Raw genomic sequence first — 6255 nt, 5'->3', positions numbered from 1 at the left:
CCGAGCATGGCGAAGCCCATGGCAGGCAGGATGTTGGCGGCAACGCCAAAGCCAGCAAGGACAAAGTCGGGGATAAAGTCGAGCACGCCCTGGATAGCGTCAGCACCCAGATAGAACGACAGCGAGCACAACAGGAACGCCATGATGATACCGGTGGAACCGATCAGGAAGTGCATCGCATAGACGCCCTTAAGGTTGCCCTGGGCAGAGAAAACATCGGCGCGGTCAACCAAAATCGGCAGGGCGGTGTTGAGGATGTTCTTGATGGCAAGGCACAGCGTGGCGATGGGCATAGCGAGCGCGATGGCTGCCTCGGTGCTCTGGCCCAGCTGGATAGCGAAGGCACAGGCGAGCACGCCGCCGATCGTCTCATCAGGCGGCACGTAGGCGCCGATGGAGATCGAGCCCATGAACAGCAGCTCCAGGCTCGCACCGATCGCGAGACCGGACTGCAGGTCCCCCAGCACCAGGCCCACGAGCGGGCACAGGACGATGGGGCGGAACGCATAGAGCGTACCGAGCTGGCAGTCGAACTTACCAAATGCGGCGATAAGTCCGATGAGGATTGCTTGGGTAAGCATACATCCCCCTTTCCATATAGGACACTACGAAGAACCCGCAGGCTCTTCGAATTTGAACGCCTAGAGCACGCTGGCGCAGTCAACCTTGGGGTCATCGGCCAGGGGTCGAATCTCGACCTCAACGCCACGATCCAGCATCTCGCGCACATCGGCTTCCTCGGCCGCGGTCAGGAAGATCTGACGAGAGACCTGACGAGCATCGGGACGCTTCTCGTCCTTGGGCTTGGTGTTGCCCAGGTTGACCGACTTGATCTGCGGGCAGCCCTCAACAAGCTGCTTTGCCTCAGCGATAGTGGCGACGCAGATGATCATCTTGTATTTGTCAGTCACACCCGAGTTAATGGCCTCGATGGCATTCGCCATATCCTTGATGACGAGCTTGCAGCCGGCAGGCTTGCCCATCTTGAGCGTCGTCTTCCACACCGGGTCGTTGGCGACCTTATCGCCCACGCAGAAAATGCAGTTGGAGCCAAGGCCCTGGACCCAAGAGACCGCGACCTGGCCATGAAGCAGGCGATGGTCGACGCGAAGTAGCTGAATCATAATGTGACCCCCCAAAGGTCTTGTGCCGTCTTACGGCGTGTCAGTAGGTGCTGCGGATTAGAACTCTTCTTCCTCGTCGTCATCGACCAACAGGTCGTTGACAAACTTCACGCGCGTATCATCCGCAGCGACGATGGCGCGAATCGTCTCCTCAACCGGCGCCGACTCGTCAGAGAACAGCAGCTGGATGAGCAGAGGAAGGTTCATGTTGGTAACGAGGTACGTGCGGGGACGCGTCTGGACGATCTTGGTGAACTCGTTGTTGACGCTGCCGCCAAAGAGGTCGGTGCAGACAACGACATCATCGTCGGCAGACATGCCCGCCAGCAGTTTTTGGGCCTCCTCAGCCACGTCCATGCGGCCATCGACGAACATCGAAAGATCGTGGACGTTGTCGCGAGCGCCCGAGAGCAGCTCGACGCTCTCCTTGATGCCGGTAGCGAAGTGCGCATGGCTGGCGATGATGTACTGTCTCATTCTGTGTTCCTCTCAATAGCCCGGCACGTTCCCGCACCCGTTTTCTTTAGTAGTCGAACTGGTGATAGTAGCGACGGTAGTTGAGGTTGTGCTTGGTGACCGTCTCGTAGTAGCGAGCCAGACGGTCGGTCACGAGCACCGTCAGAATCCACGGGGAGACGATGGCGCGGAACTCGTCGTCAAGGCCGGGGATCGCGAACTCGGCGGTGTCGATGATGTTGATGTCGGTGTCGCCGGTCACGCCGCGGGTCAGGAACGCGCGGACGCGCTCGTCGAGCTTGCGGTTCTCGTCCTCACCCATGAACAGGAACACGGGGACGCCAGGCTCCACGAGCTCGAGGGTGCCGTGGAAGAAGTCGGCCGAGGTGATGTAGCGGGTGCGCTTCCACTGCATCTCCTCGAGGATGCACATCGAGAACAGGATGGTCTCGCCCCACAGGGCGCCGGAGCCGATGAACATGGTGTAGGGGGCCAGGGCGTACTTCTTGGCGAGCTCCTCGGCGCGCGGCTCGAAGCGCTTGCGGATATCGAGCATGTCCTTCCAGATGTCCTTGGTCTGCTCGATAAACAGATCGAACTTGGGGAAGCAGCCGCGGCGGTTGAGCAGGCGCAGGCCGAAGCAGTCGGCGAGGTAGTAGCCCTTCTCGCAGCCGCCCGAACCATGGTCAGAAGCCATGGCGACGCAGTTCTCGGCGCCGACAGCCTGGCCGATGGGGCCCTCGGGCTTGGTCATGGCGTAGACGCGCACGCCCATGCCCTTCATCTTCTTGACGGCCTCGAGGACCTCGGGGGTGGTGCCGGACTCGGAGGCGGTGAGCACGACGGACTTCTCGGTCATGCGCTTGTGGCCCATGACGTTCCACTCGGCGGCGTGGATCAGGTAGACCTCGAGGTCGCGGTCGCCGAACTTGTTCATGAGGTACTCGAGCTGCATGAGCTCGTCCCAGGTGCCGCCGACGCCCATCAGGAACACGGCGTCGTAGCCCTCGTCGGCGACCTTGTCGGCGAGCGCGGTCATCTTCTTGCCGGTCTCGTAGAGCGCCTTGCCGTCCTCGAGGTAGCCCTCCTGGTCGAAATGCATGATCTCGATCTTCTCGGTTTCCTTCATTTTTCTCTCCTTTCTGGGGTTGTTTCCACATCCCCCATGCCAACGGGCATCAAAACCCGCTTACATTCCGTAACACTCAGCCGCTTTGGCCTTAAGCGCATTGACTGACTCTTCGTAGCCCTCCGCCTTGACCTCCATTTGCTTGGAGACAGCATCGAGATACGGGTGAACGTCCCATGACTTCAGACGCTCGGCGATTATTGCCGCAATCGTCTGGAAGAACACGAGATTGGGAATTGCGCTGAGCAGCGGAGCCACCTGAGGCACCACAACCTCGTGAGCCCCACCCTTGGGATGGGCCGTGAGCAGCACCGTTTTTGTCGTAACGTTCGATAGCGCATCGGCGATATTCGCAAGACGCTCCGACCCCTTCGAATCGTCGACAATAAACACCAGATAGCCCGGAACGATCTGCATCTCGGGACCGTGGACGAACTCCTCGCCTTCGTGATGCATGGCAGGAATCTTGATGGTCTCGCTCAGCTTGAGCGCTGCCTCCTCGGCAACACCATAGTTGGGGCCGTTACCGACGACCATAGCGGGCGTGTGCTCAGAAAGCTCGAGCATGTGGTCTTGGACATATGCCTCGGCGGTCTTGCACATCACGGCATTGGCCTGGATAGCCTCGCGCAGGTCGTCAAGACGCTGGGCAACGCCCTTGGCGTCAATCGTTCCGCGCGCCTGACCGCCGTAAATACCAAAGAGCACCAGGTACTCAACGAGAACCTCGACGCCCAGAGTCACAAAGTCCACCGACTCGACGCCCACACCGTAGTCAAGAACGATGTCAGCGTGTTCCTTGATGGGTGCCTCGACGTTTGCCGTGAGCGCAACTGCAGCCATATCGTGTGCGCGCATGTAATCGAGCGCCGCAATCGTATTGGTCGAATAGCCACTCTGCGAGACGGCGATGTTAAGCGCATGCTGTGGATAGGTGTGTTCAAAATCGACGAAGGCCTCGGGCGTCACAACGGACACCTGCATCTGCAGCGCATCTTGCAGGTAATCGCGGGCGCAATCGGCGGCATGGCGCGACGAACCCGAAGCAACGATGCGCAGTGCGTCAAAAGAACCGGACTGGAAAATATCAACGAGCTGCGCTACCAGCTCAGACGAACGCTCGAGGTTCTCTCCCATACGCACATGGGCAAGCTGAACGTAATCGAGCATCTTCATCGTCTCACCTCGTAACAAATCATTAGTATTTGATACCAATCACAGTTACAGGTTACGGCTTTTTGATACCTCTTTGTCGATTAATTTATCCCCTTCGGTGAACGGTCGATTTTGCGCCATGTAAGGTTGTATATACAGTCGGTCAAATTGCCCAAACAGACCGGCTGTTACCGCGCGCGATGCAAAGCCCCAGCTAGTACGTATAGGTGTAGCCGCCCGCATCGCCGCGGCTAAACGACTTGACGTACTCGATCGCCTGGCCGCTCGCATCGAAGCTCACGCACTCAAGCGTCAAGGCAAGATCGCCCTGCTCCAGTCCAAGCAGGCCGGCATCTCGCGCGCCCAGTGCTTCGATATCGAGCTTCTCCTGCGCCATGACCGGCTTTCGGCCCAGCATCTCATAGGTCTCGTACAAACTGAAGACCGAAACGTCAATATTTTCGATTGTGGGAAACAGCAGGCACGGAATGAACGCCATCTCAATCGATACGGGATCGCCGTTGACGCAGTTCAAACGCCGAATCGAATACAGCAAATCGTCCTCGGCAATGCCAAACAGGTTGGCATAATATGGGCCCGCATAACGCTTGGAACGCGCGAGGATGCGGACGGACGGCTCGCCGCCCGAAGCACGAACCGACTCGCGAAAGCCTCCTGTTCGTTCGTAGGCAACGGGCACTTTCTGCGCCACAAACGCGCCCTTTCCGCGGACGCGTCGAATCTGCCCGCGCCGAACCAGCTCATCGGCAGCACTTCGAATGGTCAAGCGTGTCGTACCAAATTCCTCGGCGAGGTCTTTTTCGGACGGAATCATGGAACCCGTGGGATATATACCGCGTTCGATACGCTCTTCAATGCGACGTCGTATGCGCATATAAACCGGGGTGGCATCTACTGTTTCAGCCATTGTTCACCTGCCACGCTCCTCATGCCGTTCTTTTCACCGTTATCGGCAAAGCGGAACTTTGTGGGCAAAATCACCGATTTGCAATGCTCCACAAAACGCATGTCCTTATCAAATTCGATCGTGCTCTCATAGAACACCGGCGTCCCCTCTTTTTGCTGGAGCAGCTCGGCCTCTTCGGCGTTCAAACGCGAGATGGAGATATGCTCACGTCCATGCTCAACACGCACGCCACCTTCTTTGAGCAAGACATCGTAAAGGCTCTCACACTCAAAATCGTGCTCGGGAAGCGATGGGCACAGGGACAGGTTAACGTGAGCGGTCTCGATTGACGCCGGCTCGCCCTCAATAAGTCGAACGCGCTGCATGCGGAGCAAGGGAGCGCCTACAGCCACCCCAAGCTTGTCGGCAAGCGCCTCATCCGCCTCGATGGTCCCGGTGGAAACCAGACGAGAAGAGGGGTGCAGGCCGGCAGTCCGCACAGCATCGGAAAAGTTATACGTTTCCTGGAAGATGTTCAGCGGCTTGGGAGGACACACATACGTGCCCGATCCGCGACGGCTCTCGAGCGTTCCACACGAGATAAGCCGCGTGATACCGGCACGCAACGCCGTACGCGAAACGCCAATCTCTTCGCACAGCACGCGCTCGGCCGGCAGGCGATCGCCGCCGGCAAGCTGATGGTGCTGGATATACCAAAGAATTCCCTCAACAGCACGATCGTTGGGGGGAATTGCATAAGATTCGCCTGCCATTGCACAGACTCCTCATTCAGAAACGTATGCCGCCAAAATTAGGCCAGCCCTCCCATGGCATCAAATTCGGCCTTGATCTTCTCGGCGACATTCCGATACGACTTATATAGACTTGAATCGCGTTTGACTTCGTCGGTCATAACGGGAATCTCTAATTTGGAAACCTCGTCTTTTCCCGTCTGAACCGCCACAACAACGCCCATACCAAGACACATATTACGCTTGGCAGCGTTTATTTTCGCCGCCTTGGCAGGATTTGCCAGGATACGCTGGGCAAATTCCTGTTTAGAGACCGCTTCTTCGGCCTCCGGATCGCCCGCCTCGGCCACTTCGCACTGCAACACGTCCGCATAGTCAAAAATCTTCGGCTCGCCACCGCGTTGATGCACAGCCCACTTGCGGCGCGTGGCATCCTGGTAGATAGCCGGCAAAAATGTAAACCGCGGCGGGTCCAAAATCGTATCCGTGATGGTAAACACATCGGAATCAAAGGCATCCTGCGGGTTTTTCTTCTTGAACAGCCCCATATCAGCCTCCCGTACTAACACTTAACAACTCGAGCTAAATATAGCACCAATTTCAAGCCGTCACTTTAGCGCATCGGTGCGCGGCGCCTACGGCTCGCCCAGCGGAGAATACGTACGGACGAGGGCCGGGGTGCCTGCTTTGTTTTGAGAAGTGGGCTCCGCGAACTTCTCAAAACAAAGCAGG

Annotated in this window: 8 protein-coding genes; all 8 read right to left on the bottom strand. The window is 57.9% G+C overall.

The window, feature by feature from the left end; all coding sequences use genetic code 11:
* Positions 1–581: PTS sugar transporter subunit IIC (locus DXD24_RS09940; protein WP_147326364.1), on the bottom strand; the 581-nt coding region annotated here is incomplete at its 3' end.
* Positions 582–641: 60 nt separating this feature from the next.
* Positions 642–1124 (bottom strand): PTS sugar transporter subunit IIB, encoded by a 483-nt coding sequence (locus DXD24_RS09935; RefSeq protein ID WP_117646647.1) that lies wholly within the window; start codon positions 1122–1124, stop codon positions 642–644.
* Positions 1125–1181: 57 nt separating this feature from the next.
* Entirely contained in the window at positions 1182–1601 is a 420-nt protein-coding gene (locus tag DXD24_RS09930) for a PTS sugar transporter subunit IIA (RefSeq protein WP_035137739.1), read from the bottom strand.
* Positions 1602–1647: 46 nt separating this feature from the next.
* Positions 1648–2709 carry an SIS domain-containing protein gene (locus DXD24_RS09925; protein WP_117646646.1) on the bottom strand — a complete coding sequence of 354 codons (1062 nt, stop codon included), beginning with the start codon at positions 2707–2709 and terminating at the stop codon, positions 1648–1650.
* 60 nt (positions 2710–2769) lie between these two features.
* A complete protein-coding gene (locus tag DXD24_RS09920; RefSeq protein WP_117646645.1) occupies positions 2770–3885 on the bottom strand; it encodes an SIS domain-containing protein in 1116 nt (371 codons plus the stop codon).
* Between the two features lie 193 nt (positions 3886–4078).
* Positions 4079–4792 (bottom strand): GntR family transcriptional regulator, encoded by a 714-nt coding sequence (locus tag DXD24_RS09915; protein ID WP_117646644.1) that lies wholly within the window; start codon positions 4790–4792, stop codon positions 4079–4081.
* Positions 4777–5544 (bottom strand): GntR family transcriptional regulator, encoded by a 768-nt coding sequence (locus tag DXD24_RS09910; protein WP_117646643.1) that lies wholly within the window; start codon positions 5542–5544, stop codon positions 4777–4779. Before DXD24_RS09910 ends, DXD24_RS09915 begins: the two co-directional genes overlap by 16 nt.
* Positions 5545–5582: 38 nt before the next feature.
* Positions 5583–6071 carry a hypothetical protein gene (locus tag DXD24_RS09905; RefSeq protein ID WP_117646642.1) on the bottom strand — a complete coding sequence of 163 codons (489 nt, stop codon included), beginning with the start codon at positions 6069–6071 and terminating at the stop codon, positions 5583–5585.
* Positions 6072–6255: the final 184 nt, after the last annotated feature.

The organism is Collinsella sp. TF12-2AT (assembly GCF_003436735.1).
GTDB lineage: Bacteria > Actinomycetota > Coriobacteriia > Coriobacteriales > Coriobacteriaceae > Collinsella.
Note: the sequence above shows the minus strand (reverse complement) of the source record. Positions and strands in the feature narration are given on the sequence as shown.

Bases quoted from the DNA above. Each gene is read 5' to 3' on its own strand.
- DXD24_RS09930 (WP_035137739.1), bottom strand. From the start codon at position 1,601: ATGAGACAGTACATCATCGCCAGCCATGCGCACTTCGCTACCGGCATC.
- DXD24_RS09910 (WP_117646643.1), bottom strand. From the start codon at position 5,544: ATGGCAGGCGAATCTTATGCAATTCCCCCCAACGATCGTGCTGTTGAG.
- DXD24_RS09935 (WP_117646647.1), bottom strand. From the start codon at position 1,124: ATGATTCAGCTACTTCGCGTCGACCATCGCCTGCTTCATGGCCAGGTC.
- DXD24_RS09905 (WP_117646642.1), bottom strand. From the start codon at position 6,071: ATGGGGCTGTTCAAGAAGAAAAACCCGCAGGATGCCTTTGATTCCGAT.
- DXD24_RS09925 (WP_117646646.1), bottom strand. From the start codon at position 2,709: ATGAAGGAAACCGAGAAGATCGAGATCATGCATTTCGACCAGGAGGGC.
- DXD24_RS09920 (WP_117646645.1), bottom strand. From the start codon at position 3,885: ATGAAGATGCTCGATTACGTTCAGCTTGCCCATGTGCGTATGGGAGAG.
- DXD24_RS09915 (WP_117646644.1), bottom strand. From the start codon at position 4,792: ATGGCTGAAACAGTAGATGCCACCCCGGTTTATATGCGCATACGACGT.